Origin of the sequence: Dietzia sp. JS16-p6b, assembly GCF_003052165.1 — a bacterium.
GTDB lineage: Bacteria > Actinomycetota > Actinomycetes > Mycobacteriales > Mycobacteriaceae > Dietzia.
This window is the reverse complement of the sequence record NZ_CP024869.1, coordinates 3309019-3324840: the sequence shown is the minus strand read 5'-3', so window position 1 is coordinate 3324840 and position 15822 is coordinate 3309019. Positions and strand designations below refer to the sequence as shown.

The 15822-nt window shown below is 70.4% G+C and carries 14 protein-coding genes; 6 read left to right on the top strand and 8 right to left on the bottom strand.

Annotation, left to right across the window (positions count from 1 at the left end; all coding sequences use genetic code 11):
• Nucleotides 1-23: 23 nt before the first annotated feature.
• Together CT688_RS15340 and CT688_RS15335 are read left to right on the top strand one after the other, a co-directional pair.
• Entirely contained in the window at nt 24-1496 is a 1473-nt protein-coding gene (locus CT688_RS15340) for an FAD-binding oxidoreductase (protein WP_107758256.1), read from the top strand.
• Between the two features lie 11 nt (nt 1497-1507).
• A complete protein-coding gene (locus CT688_RS15335) occupies nt 1508-2782 on the top strand; it encodes a class I SAM-dependent methyltransferase (RefSeq protein WP_107757591.1) in 1275 nt (424 codons plus the stop codon).
• A 6-nt stretch (nt 2783-2788) separates the two neighbouring features.
• Here CT688_RS15335 and CT688_RS15330 read toward each other — a convergent pair whose 3' ends face one another.
• From CT688_RS15330 to CT688_RS15320, 3 genes are all read right to left on the bottom strand, one after another.
• On the bottom strand, nt 2789-3649 hold the full coding sequence (locus tag CT688_RS15330) for an anti-sigma factor (protein WP_107757590.1): 861 nt from the start codon (nt 3647-3649) through the stop codon (nt 2789-2791).
• Nucleotides 3646-4227: an ECF RNA polymerase sigma factor SigK gene (gene sigK, locus CT688_RS15325; RefSeq protein WP_107758255.1), complete on the bottom strand. Its 582-nt coding sequence runs from the start codon at nt 4225-4227 to the stop codon at nt 3646-3648. Before sigK ends, CT688_RS15330 begins: the two co-directional genes overlap by 4 nt.
• A gap of 74 nt (nt 4228-4301) precedes the next feature.
• Nucleotides 4302-5900, bottom strand: coding sequence for a molybdopterin-dependent oxidoreductase (locus CT688_RS15320; protein ID WP_107757589.1), 1599 nt, complete (start codon nt 5898-5900; stop codon nt 4302-4304).
• A gap of 165 nt (nt 5901-6065) precedes the next feature.
• On the opposite strand from CT688_RS15320, the gene CT688_RS15315 reads away from it, so the two are divergent.
• From CT688_RS15315 to CT688_RS15305, 3 genes are all read left to right on the top strand, one after another.
• On the top strand, nt 6066-6728 hold the full coding sequence (locus CT688_RS15315; protein ID WP_107758254.1) for a fasciclin domain-containing protein: 663 nt from the start codon (nt 6066-6068) through the stop codon (nt 6726-6728).
• Between the two features lie 174 nt (nt 6729-6902).
• The gene (locus tag CT688_RS15310; RefSeq protein ID WP_107757588.1) at nt 6903-7280 is read left to right on the top strand and encodes a helix-turn-helix transcriptional regulator; all 378 of its coding nucleotides are present in this window, start codon (nt 6903-6905) and stop codon (nt 7278-7280) included.
• Between the two features lie 7 nt (nt 7281-7287).
• On the top strand, nt 7288-7743 hold the full coding sequence (locus tag CT688_RS15305; protein ID WP_107757587.1) for an SRPBCC domain-containing protein: 456 nt from the start codon (nt 7288-7290) through the stop codon (nt 7741-7743).
• A 52-nt stretch (nt 7744-7795) separates the two neighbouring features.
• On the opposite strand, the gene CT688_RS15300 is transcribed toward CT688_RS15305, so the two are convergent.
• From CT688_RS15300 to CT688_RS15290, 3 genes are read right to left on the bottom strand one after another with little or no spacing between them, the layout of a single operon-like run.
• Complete coding sequence (locus tag CT688_RS15300; protein ID WP_107757586.1) at nt 7796-9622, bottom strand: acyl-CoA dehydrogenase; 1827 nt, start codon at nt 9620-9622, stop codon at nt 7796-7798.
• Nucleotides 9623-9652: 30 nt separating this feature from the next.
• Nucleotides 9653-10537, bottom strand: a complete 885-nt coding sequence (locus CT688_RS15295) for an SDR family NAD(P)-dependent oxidoreductase (RefSeq protein WP_107757585.1) — start codon at nt 10535-10537, stop codon at nt 9653-9655.
• Between the two features lie 18 nt (nt 10538-10555).
• Nucleotides 10556-12514, bottom strand: a complete 1959-nt coding sequence (locus CT688_RS15290) for a penicillin-binding transpeptidase domain-containing protein (protein WP_231750387.1) — start codon at nt 12512-12514, stop codon at nt 10556-10558.
• Between the two features lie 103 nt (nt 12515-12617).
• On the opposite strand from CT688_RS15290, the gene CT688_RS15280 reads away from it, so the two are divergent.
• Entirely contained in the window at nt 12618-13160 is a 543-nt protein-coding gene (locus CT688_RS15280) for a DUF4112 domain-containing protein (RefSeq protein WP_231750386.1), read from the top strand.
• 42 nt (nt 13161-13202) lie between these two features.
• Here CT688_RS15280 and CT688_RS15275 read toward each other — a convergent pair whose 3' ends face one another.
• Both CT688_RS15275 and CT688_RS15270 read right to left on the bottom strand, forming a co-directional pair.
• Complete coding sequence (locus CT688_RS15275) at nt 13203-14306, bottom strand: CNNM domain-containing protein (RefSeq protein ID WP_107757581.1); 1104 nt, start codon at nt 14304-14306, stop codon at nt 13203-13205.
• Nucleotides 14303-15661, bottom strand: coding sequence for a hemolysin family protein (locus CT688_RS15270; RefSeq protein ID WP_107757580.1), 1359 nt, complete (start codon nt 15659-15661; stop codon nt 14303-14305). The genes CT688_RS15275 and CT688_RS15270 overlap by 4 nt, the downstream gene beginning before the upstream one ends.
• Between the last annotated feature and the right edge of the window lie 161 nt (nt 15662-15822).

The window sequence follows — 15822 nt, the reverse complement described above, 5'->3', positions numbered from 1 at the left end:
GGACCGCCACTATGGTGGGGCGCATGGGCACTCACGGTCATCTGTCCGGATCGCTGGTCGTCGGGTCCCGGCACCATGACGAGGGTGTCCGCCGACTCCTCGCCAGCTTCGAGGCGGTCCCCCGGGGGGAGCCCGTCCGGCTGGCCAAGACGACGTCCAACCTGTTCAGGCCGCGCGCCTCGTCGTCGTCGCCCGGTCTCGACACCACCGGGCTGACGCGCGTGGTCTCCGTGGACCCGGACGCCCGCACCGCCGACGTGCAGGGCATGTGCACCTATGAGGATCTGGTGGACGCCACCCTGCCGTACGGGTTGATGCCGTACGTGGTGCCGCAGCTCAAGACCATCACCCTCGGTGGCGCCGTGACCGGGCTGGGCATCGAGTCCAGTTCCTTCAGGTTGGGGTTGCCCCACGAGTCGGTGCTGGAGATGGACGTCCTCACCGGGACGGGCGAGATCGTCACCGCCCGCCCCGACGGGACGGTGCGCGAGCAGGCGCTCTTCCGCGGGTTCCCCAACTCGTACGGCTCGCTCGGGTACGCCGTGCGGCTGCGCATCGCGCTCGAACCCGTGGCCCGCTACGTCGAGCTGCGACATCTCCGTTTCGGCTCCCTCGCCGCGCTGGCCGACGGGCTCGGGCGGATCAGCGAGTCCGGGTCGTACGACGACGAGGACGTCGATTTCCTGGACGGGGTCGTCTTCTCCGCCGACGAGTCCTACCTGACCCTGGGGCGGCGGACCGACGAGCCCGGTCCCGTCTCGGACTACACGGGAGTGCGGGACAAGCAGGCGATCTACTACCGGTCGATCCGGCACGGCGGACCGCCCGGATCGATGGCCCGCGACCGGTTGACCATCCGCGACTACCTGTGGCGGTGGGACACCGACTGGTTCTGGTGTTCGCGGGCGTTCGGCGTGCAGAATCCCCGGATCCGCGCCCTGTGGCCGCAGCACCTCCTCCGGTCGTCCGCGTACTGGAAGATCATCGGGCTGGACCACAGGTACGACCTGGGCAACCGGATCGGGGCGCTCAAGGGCGAGGGCCCGCGCGAGCGTGTGGTGCAGGACATCGAGGTGACCATCGACCGCACGGCCGAGTTCCTCGGGTGGTTCCTGAATGAGGTGCCCATCGAACCACTGTGGGTGTGTCCGTTGCGGCTGCGGGAGCGCACCCCGGCACCGACACCGGACGGGGGGCCGGGCTCCGACCGGCCGTGGCCTCTGTACCCGTTGTCGCCCGACACAACCTATGTCAACATCGGCTTCTGGTCCTCGGCGCCGGTAGAGCCGGGGTCGGTGGAGGGGGCGTGGAACCGGCGCATCGAGGAGGAGGTCTCCCGCCTCGGTGGACACAAGTCGCTCTACTCTGAGGTCTTCTACTCCCGGGAGGAGTTCGACCAGCTGTACGGCGGTGAGCACGCCGCCCGGCTGAAGGCGGAGTTCGACCCGAACGGTCGGTTCTCGACCCTCTACGACAAGGCGGTGGGTGCACGGTGACGACGGACAGGATGACGATCGGTGAGATCGTCGACGCATTCGCGACGGGCGAGCCACCCCTGCGTATCGAGGCCTACGACGGCTCGGTGTTCGGCCCGCCCGACAGTGAGCTGGTACTACGCCTGAAGAGTCCGAAGGCGCTGCAGTACTTCGTGACCGCGCCGGGGGATCTCGGGTTGGCCCGCGCCTACCTCATGGGTGAGCTCGAGGTCGACGGGGTACATCCCGGTGCGCCGCACGACGCGTTCGGCGCGCTCGAGGTCTTCCGCAAGGCCATGACCCGGAGGCCGGACGTGCGGACGATGGCCCGGATCGCCCGGTCGATCGGACGCGAGAACCTCACGATGCTGCCGATTCCCGAGCAGGAGGTGCCGGCGGCGTGGCGCCGGGTCGCGCACGGCATGCGGAGACACTCCAAGAAGCGGGACTCGGAGGTCGTGAGCTACCACTACGACGTGTCCAACCGGTTCTACGAGTGGATCCTCGGGCCCACCATGACCTATACCTGCGCGTGTTACACCGACGCACAGATGTCCCTGGAGAAGGCGCAGGAGAACAAGTACCGCCTCGTTTTCGACAAGCTCGGTCTCAAAGCCGGCGACAGGCTGCTGGACGTGGGGTGCGGGTGGGGCGGGATGGTGCGCTACGCGGCCTCCCGGGGGGTCCGCGCGATCGGCGTGACGCTCTCGCGGGAGCAGGTCGAGTGGGGCCAGGCCGCGATCCGAGCCCAGGGGCTGGAGGATCTGGCCGAGGTCCGGCTGATGGACTACCGCGACGTGCCCGAGCGCGACTTCGACGCCGTGAGTTCCATCGGCATCACAGAGCACATCGGGCGCAGGAACTACCACGGATACTTCACCCGACTCCACGGGTACCTGAAGCCGGGAGGGCGTCTGCTGAACCATTGCATCACCCGTCCGGACAACTCGCGGTCCGTCAAGGCGGGCGCGTTCATCGACCGGTACATCTTCCCGGACGGCGAACTGGCCGGTGCCGGGACCGTCCACCTCGAGGCGGAGAACGCGGGGTTCGAGGTGGTGCACGAGGAGAACCTCCGGCAGCACTACGCGTTCACCCTGCGCGACTGGTGCGCGAACCTGGTCGAACACTGGGACGAGGCGGTCGAGGAGGTCGGTGAACCCATGGCCAAACTGTGGGGTCTCTACATGGGCGCCTGCCAGTACGGCTTCGAACACAACAAGATCCAGCTCCACCAGATCCTGGCCGTCCGACTCGGTGACTCCATGACCTGGGACGTTCCCCTGCGGCAATGGTGGCAGGCGTGAACCGGATCAGGCCAGGTCGAGAGCCAGCAGGACGTCGCCGGTCGGCGCCGGGGATCCGCCCGCCGGCTCCTCGGTGATCCCGATCTGGGCGGAGCCGCGGATACCGCTCAGTTCGGCGGAGGGTGACGGGCCCACCTCGCCGGATTCCATCGTCCCCGCCGGGATCGGGTCGTGATCCGGGCCCATCAGCCAGAGCTGATAGGCGCGGCCCTCGGCCGGCTCCGGGATCCCGGTCATGGAGATGACCGCCATGTCAGCCGACCTGGACGCCAACACCGTGGCGCTACCGGTGCCGCCCACCTGACCGCGGGAGATCTCGAGGTCGGGTGCGGTGAGCAGGGACGCGACCTCGTCCGGCATCGTGGCGGCGGGCGGAGCGGCGACCGGCAGGTCGTTCTCCGGCGCCGCCCCGCCCGTCAGGCGCCCGACGGTGACGCCCGCGGCCACGAGGACCACGGCCGCCGCGGCGGAGGCGACGACGGTCCACACGCCGGGGCGCCGGCGCTCACGCACATGGCTCAGATCGACCACGGCCGCACCGCCGGTGTCCCGGGTGCCGTCGGGTTCCGGTGTCCCCGCGTCGGTTACGGGCGCGGACTCCGCCGCGACCAGATCGAGAATCCTGGCCCGGAGCCCCGGCGGCGGCGGGACGTCGAGGTCGGCATCGGCCACCAGATCGGCTGCGACCTCCCGGGTGGACCGGATGTGGGCGAGCATCGACCTGCGCTGATCCGGTGCGGCGTTGACGAGGGTCTGCTCGACGGCCTCCGTCTCCTGATCGTCCAACGCATCCAGGGCGTAGAGGTCGAGATCCTCGGGATGAACCGTGCCCGGGGACTCCGGATGATCGTGGTGTCGGACGGTCATGACAGCTCACCCCCCAGGCAGCTCTTGAGACGGCGCAGGCCGTCCCGGATTCGTGATTTGATCGTGGGCAGTGCGGCCCCCAGCTGGTCGGCGACCTCTCGGTAGGTCAGTCCCGTGAAGTACGCCATCTCGATCGACTCGCGCTGGTTCTCGGTGAGCTCCCCCAGACAACGACGGACGTCGGCGGCATCTTCCTCCCGGGTGATCTCCTCGGTCACCTGGTCGGCGACGTCCCCGGAGTGGGTGATCCCCGCGGCGGCGTCCGCCTCGTCGCGCCGCGCCGCGGAGCTCTCCGACCGCACCCGGTCCACCGCGCGCCGGTGTGCGATGGTCAGCACCCAGGAATGGACCGACCCGAGCTTCGGACTGTACCCCGAGGCCTGCTTCCAGACCTGCAGGAACACCTCCTGCACCGTCTCCTCGGCGTACCCGGGGTCGCGGAGGACCCGCAGGGCGAGACCGTGGACCCGGGGCGCCATGAGGTCATAGAAGCGGGCGAAGGCCTCGAGGTCGCCGGCCGCGGAGAGTTCCAACAGGCGCCCCGGATCGGCCAGCGACAGGGCGGTGGGGTCGGACACGGAGGACAGTCTAATCCGAGGGGTGGGGAACTCAGGGAACGGGCGCGCGGTGGGGCGGCGCGTGTCGAGGACGGTCATGTCCCCGACACCCGGAACGTGCGGTTGTGCCAGCCCGTGGCCCCGGTGGGTATCGGAGGCTGCCGCGTCTCGGTCTGGACCTCACCGGTCGAATCGGTCGCCCGGACGGACAGCGTGTGCAGGCCGGGTTCGGCGTCCCACGTCCACGACCACATGCGCCAGGTATCGATCGAGTACTCCTCCGCGAGCGCTGCCTCGTTCCACGGCCCGTCGTCGACCCGCACCTCCACTCGGTCGATGCCGCGGTGTTGGGCCCACGCCGTCCCGGCGACCACGACGGGGCCGGGATCCAGCTGGGCCAGCGGGGCGGGCCGGTCGATACGGCTCGCGGTGAGGATCGGCCCCCTCTCGCCCCACCCCCGGTCGGTCCAGTAGGCGCTCGCCCGGTCGAACCGGGTGACCTCCCAGTCCACCACCCATTTGGTGGCGGAGACGTAGCCGTACAGGCCGGGGACGACCTGCCGGACGGGATACCCGTGCTCGAGAGGGAGCGGCTCGCCGTTCATCCCGACGGCCAGCAACGCGTCCCGCCCGTCCGTCAGTGCCTCGAGCGGGGTGCCCGCCGTCCAGCCGTCGACCGAGGTCGAGAGCAGCATGTCGGCCTCGGGCAGGGGCCCGGCTTCCGCGAGCAGTTCGTCGATCGGGAAGCCGGTCCAGGTCGCCGTTCCGGCGAGGTCGCCGCCGACCTCGTTGGACACGCAGGTCAGGGTGACGATCCGGTCCCGGAACTCCCTGCTCGTCAGGGACTGCCAGTCCAGCTCGATCTCCCTGTCCACCATCCCGTGGATCCGCAACCGCCAGTCCGCGGTGGTCAGGGCGGGTACCCGCAGCGCGGTGTCGATGCGGTAGAACTCCTCGTTGGACGTGAGGAACGGGGTGACACCGGGGGCGTCGGGAACCACTCCGTCCGGCACCGGCGGGGCGGCGTTGCGACCGAGTACCCGCGGCAGCCGCAGGCCCGCGCGCTCGGCGAGGGCGTCGGCGGCCCGGCGGGTGACGGCCACGCCGGTCGCGCCCGCTGCGGCGATCACGGCCACGGCCGATCCGGCCAGGACGAGGAAGCGGCGCCGATCAGGACCCGGACGGGAAGCGGGGGCCTCGTCGGTCGACGAGACGAGGTCACCCGAGCCGGTCCCCGACCCGTCCCCCGAACCGCCACCTGTCCCGTCCCCGGACGCGGGGAACAGTGCGCCGACCATCAGTCGCAGGGCGACAACGGCGAGGACGGTGCCGGCGAGCGTCGGCAGCACCCACGCGAGCCCGGCCGAAGGGCGGGTCGCCGCAGCGAGAACTCCCGTGAGTCCGAGCGCGATGATGAGGACGGACCCGATCGGCCGCCGCGGTCGCTCCGTGAGACCGATGACCACACCCATCACCGCCAGGATTCCGGCGAGGCCGATGAGCAGCGCCGGTTTGTCCGCGGTACCGAGTGCGTCGATGGTCGCCTCGCGGACGGCCGAGGGTGCGCGGTCGACGACGGAGTCGGCCACCGCCAGGAAGGGAGACGAACCGGGGGCGACCAGTCCCGCCATGGCGTGACCGACCGCGAGAGCGATTCCGGTCGCGAGGACGCCCGCGGCGATCTGGGCTGTCACGCGGGTTCGGGGCTGGGTGATATCCACGTCAGGAGTTCGGAGCACAGGCCTCGGCGGACGGTGGGGAAGAGAGATTTCGGGGGTCACCCATCCGGCCGGAGAACTGTGCCGAAGAACCTGTGACCCAGCACGCAAGGCTCTGTTGAAAGGACCAACACCATGAGCATGACGATCTCCCGCCGTATGGCTTCGATCGCCGCGGCGGCTGCCGTGAGCGGCCTCGTTCTGGCCGGCTGCGCGAACGACGAGGGCACCACCGAGGCCGAGGGCACCACGACCGCCCCCATGACCTCCGAGATGACCACCGAGGAGACCACCGCCATGGCGGAGCCGGCCGGCATGCTGGTCGGGCCCGGGTGTGCGGACTACGCCGAGGCGAACCCGGACGGCCCGGGCTCGGTCGACGGCATGGCCATGGAGCCGGTCGCCACCGCCGCCTCCAACAATCCGCTCCTCACCACCCTCACGGCCGCCGTGTCGGGCGGGGTGAACCCGGAGGTCGACCTGGTCGACACCCTCAACAACGGTGAGTACACCGTGTTCGCGCCGGTCGACGACGCCTTCGCGCAGGTCGACGACGCGACGATGGAGGCTCTGCAGACCGATCCCGAGCTGCTCACCACGATCCTGACCTACCACGTGGTCGAGGGTCAGATCTCGCCCGAGGACATCGAGGGCATGCAGACCACTCTCGCCGGCGAGGACGTCGACGTCACCGGCTCCGGCGACGAGATCATGGTCAACGAGGCCAACGTGATCTGCGGCGGCGTCCAGACGGCCAACGCCACGGTCTACCTCATCGATCAGGTCCTCGTCCCCGAGGAGTGAGCGCGTTGAGTTCCGGTGATCCCTGACCGCCGGGCGGTGTCACACCACCACAGCACAACCACAGCCCGGGTCGACGCGACAGCGTCGGCCCGGGCTGTGCGCTGTCGCGGGGGGGTTGACACGGGTCGCTCAACGGGGATAATTAAGGTATCGCCTAATTAAGGAAAGCACGAAGTGAAACAGGCTGGTGATTCGCTGTCCCGGGTGTTCCAGGCGCTCGCCGATCCCACGCGGCGTGGGATCCTCGAGCGGCTCAGCGCCGGGCCGGCGACTGTGGGCGAGTTGTCGGACCCCTTCGACATCAGTGCACCCGCCATCTCGCAACACCTGCGGGTGTTGGAGAGCTCCGGTCTCATCGAGCGCAGCACGCGCGCCCAGTGGCGGGTGTGCACGCTCCGGCCGGAACCACTGGACGCCGCCACGGAGTGGGTCGAGCGCACCCGCGGGCTGTGGCAGCAGAAGTTCGACCGACTCGACGGCGTGCTGGCCGACATCCAGCGCGGGCACGTCGACCCCGAGCATCGAGGACGAAGGTCTCGATCGAAGGAGTGAGGGCACCATGTCCGTTCCCGAATTCACCATCACACGTACGTTCGACGCCCCGCGCGAGACCGTCTGGCGGGCGTGGACCGACCCCGCCGTCGCCGCCCGCTGGTGGCATCCCCACGAGGTCACCACTCCCGCGGACAGCGTCGCGATCGATCTGCGCGTGGGAGGTCGCTACACCTACCTGATGATCGACCCGACCGGCCGCGAATGGCCGGCCGCGGGCGAGTACCTCGAGATCCGCGAGCCCGACCGGCTCCGGTTCACCTGGGGCAGTCCCGGTGATGACGGGGACGAGGTCCCCGTCATCACCGTCGACCTCGCCGAGGTGGGCGACGGTCACACCCTCATGACGTTCCACGTGGCTGGACTGCCGGACGACCGCGGCTCCGAGCACAGTGCTCACGACGGCTGGACCGAGGCGTTCGAGGAGCTGGACGGAGTCCTGGCGGCGTCCGCAACGCACTGACCCGGACACTCGGGCGACAGTCAGGCCCGCGGCCCAGAGTCAGCCCCTCAGCTCAGAACCAGTCGTCCCGCATGTCCAGGGTTGTGCGGTCGCCGGAGGCCAGCAGGTCGAACTTGGCGTCCACGACGGGCAGTTCCCGCCGGAGGAAGTACGCGGCGGCCTGCCGCTTCCCTGCGGCGAGACCGTCGGTGTCGTCGTCGATACGGCCCCCCAGGGCGAGCACCTGCTCCAACCAGATCCAGGCGATCACGATGTGCCCTGTGGCCTCGAGATACTCCGTGGCGTCGGCCAGGAACGCCTCCGGGTCGGTCGCCCCGACCCCCGCGAGTGCGGTGGTCACCTCGATCAGTCGTGTCACCCGGGGTCGGAGCAGTGCGGCGAACTCCTCGACCGCGCCGCCTGCCGCATCCGCGCGGTCGCAGGTGGCGGCGATGCGCTCGCTGAGCGCGGCGAGACCGGCGCCACCTCCGGCGAGGACCTTGCGCCCGAGCAGGTCCTGGGCCTGGATCCCGTGCGTGCCCTCGTGGATCGGGTTGAGCCGGTTGTCGCGGTAGTGCTGTTCCACGTCGTAGTCGATGGTGTAGCCGGCACCACCCAGCACCTGCACCGCCAACTCGTTGGCCTTGAGGCACCACTGCGACGGCCACGACTTGGCGATCGGGGTCAGCACGTCCAGGAGGGTCGAGGCGGCCACGGCCTCCTCCGGCGAGCCGGTCCTCTCCTCGTCGACGAGTCGCGCGCAGAACAACCCCAGCGCGAGCGCTCCCTCCACGTACGATTTCTGGGCCAGCAACATCCGCCGCACGTCGGCGTGACCGGTCAGCATGACCTGCGGCGAGGACGGATCGGAACCGGGTGCCCGGCCCTGCGGACGGGTGCGCGCGTAGTCGAGCGACTTGAGGTAGCCGGTGTATCCGAGTGCCGTGGCGCCAAGGCCGACGCCGAGCCGGGCCTCGTTCATCATGGTGAACATCTTCTTGAGGCCGGTGTTCTCCTCGCCCACGAGGTACCCGACAGCGCCCGGCCGGCCGCCGGGGGTGTGCATGCCCTGGCCGAGGGTGGGCATGGTGTTGACCGTGCCGCGGAAGCCCATCTTGTGGTTGAGGCCGGTGATCACGATGTCGTTGCGCTCCCCGATCGACCCGTCCTCGTCGACCAGGAACTTCGGCACGACGAACAGGCTGATGCCGCGGGTACCGGCCGGCGAACCGGGCACCTTGGCCAGCACCAGGTGCACGATGTTCTCGGACATCTGGTGCTCGCCGCCGGAGATCCACATCTTCTGCCCGAACAGCCGGTAGGTCCCGTCGTCCTGCGGCTCGGCGCGGGTGGTGATGTCGGCGAGGTTGGAGCCGGCCTGTGGCTCGGACAGGCACATGGTCCCGGTGAAGCGACCCTCGACCATGGGCCGGACGTACCGCTCGATCTGCTCCTCGGAACCGTGTTCGATCAACAGGTTGGCGTTGCCGGTGGTGAGCAGTGGGTACGCGGCGGTGGAGACGTTGGCGGCGTAGAACCACGCCATGCACGCCAGGTACGCGGTGTACGGCAACTGCATGCCCCCGACCCGGGAGTCCATCGCGGCGCCCACCAGGTCCGCGTCGGCGAAGCGGCGCAGGGCCTCGGCGATCTCCGGGATCAGTTCGACCTCTTCGCCCACGAGTCTGGGCTCGTTGAGGTCGGCCGTGCGGTTGTGGGGAGCGAAGTACTTCTCGGCGAGTTCGGCCGACAGGTCGACCACGGAGTCGATGGTCTCGCGCGAGTGGTCCGAGTACCGCTCGCGCCCACACAGCTCGGACACCCGGAGCCAGTCATGGAGCAGGAAGTCCATGTCGGCCCGGGACATCACGGTCGAGGGAAGGGTATTCGAGGGAGCCATAGCCGCAGGCTACCCGGCCGGCCGCGGCCGTCAGCTCCCGCCGGTGGCCCGGGCGAACCTCTGGCCCATGCCGAGCATGGTCCTGGCGTACGCGGCGGGCATGAACCGTTTGCCGCGGTAGGCCTTCCGGGCGTCCGGGTCGGGCAGGATCAGGAACCGCTTCGCGTCCAGTCCGGTCATCACCTCGGCGGCGATCTCGTCCGCACCGCGCTCGGAGCGGTCGATGAGCTTGCTCGCGAACGCGCTCGCGGCGGGGTCGGAGGAGTTCAGGCTCGAGGCCAGGTTGGTGCGGAAGAACGACGGGCACAGCAACGAGACGTCGACCCCGAACGGCTCCAGTTCCCACCGCAGGGTCTCGGAGATCGCGACCACGGCCGCCTTGACCGCTGTGTAGGAGGCCATGGTCGGCGGGTGTACGAGGCCGGCGAGGGACGCCGTGTTGACGAGGTGCCCCCGGCCCTGGGCCTTGAGCATCGGGACGAAAGTGCGGCACCCGCGCGCGACACCCAGCAGGTTGATGTCCGTGATGAGCCGCCAGTCCTCCTCGGTGAGGTACTCGATGCGGCCGCCCTGCGCGATCCCGGCGTTGTTGACCAGCACGTCCAGCCCGCCCCAGGTCTTCTCGACCTCGGCGCGCGCCGCCTGCCATTCCTCCTCGGAGCGCACGTCCAGACGCAGATAGCGGGCGTCGGCGGGCAGCGAGTCCGGCCGGTCGTCGGTGGCCGCGAGGTCCGCGATCATCACGCGGTCACCGCGCTCGAGGAACGCCGTGGCCAGGGCCAGGCCGAGACCCGACGCCCCGCCGGTGACCAGGACCCGGCGATTGGTGTCCGCGGGGGAGGGGGAGGAGACGAACGGTATCCGGTCGAGGCCGGGGACGGGGAGACCGGACACGGGGAGGTGGGGAAGACGCATGAGGCGAAACCTACCGGGTCAGCCCCGTGCCAGCGGTGCGGGCTGTCCCGCGGCACCGAGGAACTGCGCGGCCATCGACACGGCCGGGCCCGAGGAGTCGGCGCCCTCGATGAGGACCGCGAGCGCGATGTCCCCGGTGGAGCCGACGAACCACCCGTGGGCGGGGCCGGTGCCGACCTCGGCCGTCCCGGTCTTGCCCCCGAGTCCGGGGATCGAGTTCGCAGCCGTCGCGGTGCCCGATCGCACGGTCTGTTCCATGTACCGGCGCAGGGTGTCCACCACACCCGGGTCCAGGGGTTCCGGAGTGTCGTTGGCGGTGGCGGGCATCCCGTCGACCACGTGCGGCAGGATCATCCGCCCGCCGCCCGCCAGCGAGGCCGTCATGACCGCCATCCCGAACGGGCTGGCCAGCACCTCGCCCTGCCCGATCGCCGCCTCCACACGGGCCGGACCCTGCTCGGTGACGGGCACGGACCCGGTGTAGGTGTCCATACCGAGACCGGGGGCGAAGAACCCGACTCCCAGCCCGAGCTTCGCGGCCGTGTCCTTCATGGCCTCCGGCGAGAGCCGGTCGCTGATGACGGCCTGGCTGGTGTTGCACGAGCGGGCGAACGCGGTCTCCAGCGGGACCGGGCCGAGTTCGAAGTCGTCGTCGTTGGGGATCGTGCGCCCGGACACGGTCACCGAGGCCGGGCAGGGCACGACCTCGTCCGGGCCGACGACGCCGGCCTCGAGCGCCGCGGCCGTGGTGACGATCTTGAACGTCGACCCCGGCGGGAAGCGGCCCTGCATGGACACCGGCCCCTGCCGGTCGGCGACGGAGTTCTGTGCCACGGCCAGGATTCCGCCGGTCGAGGGCTGGATCGCCACGATCGACGCTCCCAGGGCGGAGGAGTCCACCGCCTGCTGGGCCGCCCGTTGCATCGAGATCTGCAGCGTGGAGACGAGGTCGTCGACCTGGCCCACCGGGGCGCTGCCGAGCTCGATCGGTTCCGCGTCGGGATTGACGATCTCCGCGGTCCAGCCACCTTCCGCGGCGATCGCGTCCATCCACGCGGTCGGCAGATTGTTGATCGCAGGAGAGGTCAGGCTGCGGTCGGTGCGGATGAGGTCCCCGCGTTCGGGGAGCGTCACCCCCGGGACGGCGGCGAGCTGCTCGCGGATCGGGTCGATGTCGGACGGGCGGAGCGCGACGATCTGGTACGGCTGGTCGCCGGCCTCGGCCATGCCGTCGCGGATCGTCTGCCCGGTGATCGTCGGCACCACGGGGCTGACCAACGCCGCGACCGCGTCCGCGGACTCCACCGCCCCCGGCGCCAGGGTCACCGCGGTCACCGGAGTCCACTGCAGCAGCGGTTCGCCCGTGCGGTCGAGAACCGAGGTGTCGTAGTCCAGGATCTCGGAGAAGGCCAGGGTGCCCCCCGGCTCGAGGCGGGTGTCGAGGATCGTCGGCGACCACTCGACCCTCCAGTCCTCGCCGACCCTGGTGGTCCGCGCCTCGCCGGTGGTCGTGACGATGCGGGGGGCGGCTTCCGCGCCGGGGGTCCCGCCGGCCGGGTCGGAGCCCGCCTCGTCGTCGTCGGCCTCGTCGTCGGCCTCGTCGTCGGCCTGGTCGTTCCCGGAGGTTCCCATGTCCCAGGTGATCTCGACCGGCACGGGATCGCGGTCCGGGCGTCGGTCCCCGTCCGGGGTCCTCGCCGAGAGGGTGGGGGTGAACCCCATCGCCAGCACGTTGGCCTCGAGGGTCTCCTGCGCCGCGGCCGGATCGGTGGTGAGCGCGGCCGCCCCCCCGAGGTCGCCGCTGCTCAGCGCGGAGAGGAACTGCTGGAGCTCATCCGATCCGGTGTCCCCGGTCAGTGCCGCACACCCGGTGCCGGTCAGCGCGGCGGCCAGAGCCGCAGCGGCGATCCCGATGGCGGGTCGGGGCAGGCGGCGGGCGCTGCTGGTGAGGGGGCGGCGCAGTGGCATCGGCGTCATCACCCCACACAATCAGAAACCCGTCCCCAGCGCACCGGGCACGCCGGACACCGGCCCCGGGTCGCGGTGGCGGGTCGTCCCCGCCCCCGTAGGCTCGTCGGCCATGACCAGCCGTCGACCCCACCCGGACAGTCGCCCGGCGGCCGACCCCGCGGCGGCCCCGCCTCCGGATGCCGTCGCGCTGAGGACCGGGTCGTCCCCCGTGACCTCCGGCCTCGCGCGCGTCATGGACGATCTGGTGCGCATCCCGGGCACACGGTATCGGGTGGGGCTGGACCCGGTGATCGGCCTGGTACCCGTCGTCGGGGACGCGCTGGGGACCGTTGTCGCGGCAGCGGTGTTGGCGGAGGCGATACGCAACCGGGTCCCCGTCCACATCCTGTTCCGCATGGGCTGGAACTACCTCGTCGACGCCGTGCTCGGCGTGATCCCCTTCGTGGGTGACGTGGCGGACGCCGCCCACAAGGCCACGTCCAAGAACCTGCGACTGGTCGACCGGACCATCGCCGAGGGCAGACGCGTGGACACCGACGCCCGCGGGTACCTGCTCCGGGCGGTAGGCGCGGTGGGGCTGATGCTGTTGGTGCTGCTCGGCATGGCGGGTCTTGCGCTGTGGGGCCTGCTCAGGCTGATCGGCCTGTTCTGACCCGCCCCGAGACCGGCCCCGTCCCGCGTCCGGGCCCGCGAGCTAGACGGAGGTGACCGGCAGGAGACGCCGCACCACGTCGTCCAGCGTGAGGACCCCTCTGACCTCGGAGACGTGGGTGCCCGGGTGGCCACCGGACTGTTCGACGACGACGAGGTGGGCCCGCGCCTCGCGCATCCGGCGGAACGCCTCGGCCACCGACAGGTCGTGCTCGAGCGACAGGCTCGGCCGCATGAGCTCCCGTGCGGTGGCCCCCGACTGGATGTTGATCGCGTCACGCGCGTGCACCACACCCACCGCGGTCTCCCCGTCCAGCACCAGCAGCCGGAGATGACCGGTGCGGCGCGCGGTCTCGCGGATGTCCTCCGGGGAGGCGTCCACGTCGACCGAGGACATCTCATCCGGCGCGGCGGGCGCGTTGACCCCGCGATCGCCCAGCAGGTCCCCCACGGTGAGTTCCTGCAGCTCCAGGGCGCTGAGCAGCTGCCGGTGGTGGGTGTCGTCGAGCGTGCCGGCCTCACCGGAGTGGCGGACGAGCTCGCGGAGGGAGTCGGCGTCCTGGCCGGAGGCCACCTCGTCGCGGGTCTCCACCCCGATCCGGTGCAGGATCCGGTTGGCGAGGGTGTTGAGCGCCACCAGCAGCGGGCGGGTGATCCAGAGGAAGCCCCGCATCGGTATCGCCAACAGCGTGGCCGAGTACTCGGGGTGCGTGATGGACCACGACTTGGGGGCCATCTCGCCCACCACCAGGTGGAGGAAGGTCACGATGAGCAGCGCCAGGACGAAGGCGATGACGTCGGCCGTCCAGTAGGGCAACCCCCAGCTCGCGAACACCGGCGTGAACCAGTGGTGGACCGCGGGTTTGGTGATGGAGCCCAGTGCCAGCGCGCACAGCGTGATCCCGAGCTGGGACCCCGCGAGCAGCAGCGTGAGCTCGGAGGCGTTGCGCAGGGCCGCCCGGGCGGCGGCGCTCGAGGCCGCCGCGTCCTCGAGGCGATGGCGTCGCGCGGAGATCAGGGAGAATTCGACGGCCACGAAGAACGCGGACGCGGAGATGAGGACGATCGTGGCGAGCACCACGACGATCGGGTTGCTGGTGAGGCCCGTTCCGGCCTCGGCGGCGAGCAGGGTGGTGGTGGGGTTCATCGCGCGGCCTCCTCGACCACGACATGCAGCTCAGCGGGAACGCGGCGTTCGATCCTGCGCACCTCGGTCCGCAGGACCCTGTCGGCGGAGATCTCCTCCAGCACGTCTGTGTCGGGGAGAGGGATGTCGACGCGGTCACCCACCTCGGGCAGGTCTCCGGTCGTCTCGATCACGAGTCCACCGAGGGTCTCGGCGTCCACCTCGGGCAGGGTGATCTCGAGCAGGCGTTCCACCTCGTCGAGATGGGTGTCACCGGCCAGGAGCCAGCCCAGTCCCTCGCTGACCGGGGTCCCGGCCGCCTGCTGGGGATCGTGCTCGTCCGCGATCTCGCCGACGATCTCCTCGGCCATGTCCTCCATGGTCACGACACCGGCGAAACCACCGTATTCGTCCACCACCACCGCCATCTCGGACTTGTGGGAACCCAGGCGGGTGGCGACCTCCGGAAGGGGCAGCGAGGTCGGCACGATGATCGGTGCCCGCATGAGGGTCGACACCGCCGTGAGGTCCGCCCGGTCGTCGTCACACACCGAGAGCAGGTCGTGGAGGTCCACGATGCCGATCACGTCGTCGGAGTCGTCGCCGACCACCGGGTAGCGGGTGTGTCCGGTGGCCATCTTGTACAGGACCTCGGTGACCGTGTCCTCCGCCCGCACCACGTCGGTGCGGCTGCGCGGGATCATGGCGTGCTCGGCGGGTTGGCCGGGGAAGTCGAGCATCCTGTCCAGCAGTCGACTCAGTTCCTCGGACAGCTCGCCGGTCTCCTCGGACTCGGCGACGATGTGCTCCAGGTCGCGAGCGGTGGCGGAGTGTTCCTTATCGTGGACCGGCTCGATGCCGACGGCCCTGAGCAGGGCCTCGGACGCCTTGTCGAACAGGCCGATGAGCCAGCCGAACAGGGCGAGGTAGATCGTGGTGGACCGGGCCAGCCAGCGTGCGACCGGCTCCGGTCGGGCGATGGCCAGGTTCTTGGGCACCAACTCGCCGAAGATCATCTGCACGACCGTCGAGAAGAGCAGCGCCAGGACCGTCCCGACCACCACTCCGATCCCCTGGGGCACGGAGGCCAGGCCGAGGAGCTCGCCGATCGAGCGACCGATGAGCGGTTCGGCGACGTACCCGACGACCAGGGTGGTGACGGTGATCCCGAGCTGGGCGCCCGAGAGCATGAAGGACGTCCGCCTGGTCACGCCGAGGACACGCGACGCGGCCGGGTCGCCCTTCTCCGCCGCGGCCCCCATCCGGGAGCGGTCGACGGCCATGAACGCGAATTCCTGGGCCACGAAGTAGCCCGTGAGTGCGGTGATGGCCAAGACCACCACCACGCCGATGAGAAGTGAGAGCGCGATGCTCATCCGGTGTTCCCCCTTCCGAGAAGGGGGCTGATAGATCGGGCCGGTGTGTCGGCTCGGCTCACTGGAGGTGCTCCTGCGCTTTCGTCGGTGACCCCGCGGGCCGATGCCCGGGTTGACAAGTCATTGTCCCGCCCAACACCGGAATTGTCGACTCTGTTCCG

Bases quoted from the DNA above. Each gene is read 5' to 3' on its own strand.
- CT688_RS15340 (WP_107758256.1), top strand. From the start codon at position 24: ATGGGCACTCACGGTCATCTGTCCGGATCGCTGGTCGTCGGGTCCCGG.
- CT688_RS15335 (WP_107757591.1), top strand. From the start codon at position 1,508: ATGACGATCGGTGAGATCGTCGACGCATTCGCGACGGGCGAGCCACCC.
- CT688_RS15330 (WP_107757590.1), bottom strand. From the start codon at position 3,649: ATGACCGTCCGACACCACGATCATCCGGAGTCCCCGGGCACGGTTCAT.
- CT688_RS15315 (WP_107758254.1), top strand. From the start codon at position 6,066: ATGACGATCTCCCGCCGTATGGCTTCGATCGCCGCGGCGGCTGCCGTG.
- CT688_RS15305 (WP_107757587.1), top strand. From the start codon at position 7,288: ATGTCCGTTCCCGAATTCACCATCACACGTACGTTCGACGCCCCGCGC.
- CT688_RS15300 (WP_107757586.1), bottom strand. From the start codon at position 9,622: ATGGCTCCCTCGAATACCCTTCCCTCGACCGTGATGTCCCGGGCCGAC.
- CT688_RS15295 (WP_107757585.1), bottom strand. From the start codon at position 10,537: ATGCGTCTTCCCCACCTCCCCGTGTCCGGTCTCCCCGTCCCCGGCCTC.
- CT688_RS15290 (WP_231750387.1), bottom strand. From the start codon at position 12,514: ATGACGCCGATGCCACTGCGCCGCCCCCTCACCAGCAGCGCCCGCCGC.
- CT688_RS15280 (WP_231750386.1), top strand. From the start codon at position 12,618: ATGACCAGCCGTCGACCCCACCCGGACAGTCGCCCGGCGGCCGACCCC.
- CT688_RS15275 (WP_107757581.1), bottom strand. From the start codon at position 14,306: ATGAACCCCACCACCACCCTGCTCGCCGCCGAGGCCGGAACGGGCCTC.
- CT688_RS15270 (WP_107757580.1), bottom strand. From the start codon at position 15,661: ATGAGCATCGCGCTCTCACTTCTCATCGGCGTGGTGGTGGTCTTGGCC.